The sequence below is a fragment of the Cryobacterium sp. Sr3 genome (genome assembly GCF_004402835.1).
Classification (GTDB): Bacteria; Actinomycetota; Actinomycetes; order Actinomycetales; family Microbacteriaceae; genus Cryobacterium; species Cryobacterium sandaracinum.
In genome coordinates this window covers 1-1,821 of record NZ_SOFA01000021.1, presented here as the reverse complement: position 1 = coordinate 1,821, position 1,821 = coordinate 1, and the positions used below count along the sequence as shown (strand labels likewise).

General features: G+C 63.8%; 2 protein-coding genes. Both read right to left on the bottom strand.

What is annotated here, in order from left to right:
- Positions 1-920: SufD family Fe-S cluster assembly protein (locus E3N94_RS04870; protein WP_134569912.1), on the bottom strand; the 920-nt coding region annotated here is incomplete at its 3' end.
- Between the two features lie 63 nt (positions 921-983).
- The coding region (gene sufB, locus E3N94_RS04865; protein WP_134569911.1) for a Fe-S cluster assembly protein SufB at positions 984-1,821 on the bottom strand (838 nt) is incomplete at its 5' end.

Sequence of the window (1,821 nt, the reverse complement as noted above, 5' to 3'; positions counted from 1 at the left end):
GCCCGGGTGCCTTCGGTGAGCACGAGGTTACGGTTTTGTTCGTAGCTGTCGGTCCCGGCCGCATCCCGCCCGATCAGGACGTCGCCGATCCACACGGTGCGGGCACCTTGACCCTGCAACGCACCCTTGTAGGTGACGCGGCTGCGACTGTTCGGCGCGACATGGTTCACGAATACCTGCTGCTCGAGGTGCTGGCCGGCGTCGGCGAAGTACAGGCCGAGCAGCTCCGTGTCCGAACCGATCCCGGCTAGACGCACCGACGGGTTCACCCGCACGATGCTGCCGCCCAGGCTCACCACGATGTGCTTCAACCGTGCGTCGCGGCCGATGGTGGCGAAGTGGTTCGTCAGGTGCACGGCCGTGTCGCCCCATTCCTGCAGAGTGACCACGGTCAGGTTCGCGGACTCGCCCAGGATGATCTCGACGTTCTCGCTCAGCCGGGCCGCACCCGTGTTCTCCAGGATCAGGATGGCTTGGCTGAACGGCTTGGCCTCGATGATGGTGTGCGCGCCGCGCGCGCCGGAACCCAGGCCGGCACGGGTGACCGTGACCTCCTTGGCCTCCTCGCCGCTGATCGTGATCGCGAGAGCCTTCTCGAAACTCGACCACGCGTTCGCCGACGCGCGTTCCTCGGGCGCCCCGGCCGAACCGATCCGCGGGTCGGTGCGATCGACCCAGGCGACGCTGACCCCGGCGACGCGTGAAGACTCGACCGGGTACTCCGACCCGTCGAGCACACCCGCGGTCAGGTCGGTGAACTTCTTCACCGGCGATAGCTTCCAGACCGCTTCACGACCCGTGACGGGACCGAAGTCGGCCACGTTCACGCTCGCGAACCGGTCCGACCGGGTCTGCACCGGCACATAACCGAAACGGCCGTCCGAGTGCTCCTTGATGCCGTGCTGCTCCGCAGTAGGCATGGCATCCGTTGTGGATGCCGGGGTGGTTGGTGGGGAATTGAGTTGTGCAGAGACGGCGGACATTTAGCCGACGGATCCTTCCATGCCCATTTCAATGAGCTTGTTGAGTTCAAGGGCGTACTCCATCGGCAGCTCCCGGGCAATCGGCTCGATGAAGCCGCGCACGATCATGGCCATCGCCTCATCTTCGGGCATCCCCCGGCTCATCAAGTAGAACAGCTGCTCCTCGCTGACCCGCGACACCGTGGCCTCGTGGCCCAACTGCACATCATCGACCCGGATATCGATCGATGGATACGTGTCCGAACGCGATTTCGTGTCCACCAGCAACGCGTCACAGCGCACCGTGTTCGCGGAGTGGTGCGCCGTGGCATCCACCCGCACCTCACCGCGGTAACCAGACCGGCCACCACCCCGGGCAATGGACTTCGACACGATCGAAGACTGCGTATACGGCGCCATGTGGATCATCTTCGCGCCCGCATCCTGATGCTGACCGGGACCCGCGAACGCCACCGACAGGGTCTCCCCCTTAGCGTGCTCACCCATCAGATAAATCGACGGGTACTTCATCGTGACCTTGGAACCGATATTGCCATCGATCCACTCCATCGTGGCACCCTCCGCAGCCGTCGCACGCTTCGTGACCAGGTTGTAGACGTTCGTGGACCAGTTCTGGATAGTCGTGTAGCGAACGCGGGCATTCTTCTTCACAACAATCTCGACCACCGCAGAGTGCAGAGAATCGGACGAGTAGATCGGGGCCGTGCACCCCTCGATGTAGTGCACGTAGCTGCCCTCGTCGGCGATGATCAGGGTGCGCTCAAACTGCCCCATATTCTCCGTATTGATGCGGAAGTAGGCCTGCAGCGGGATCTCCACGTGCACACCCGGCGGCACA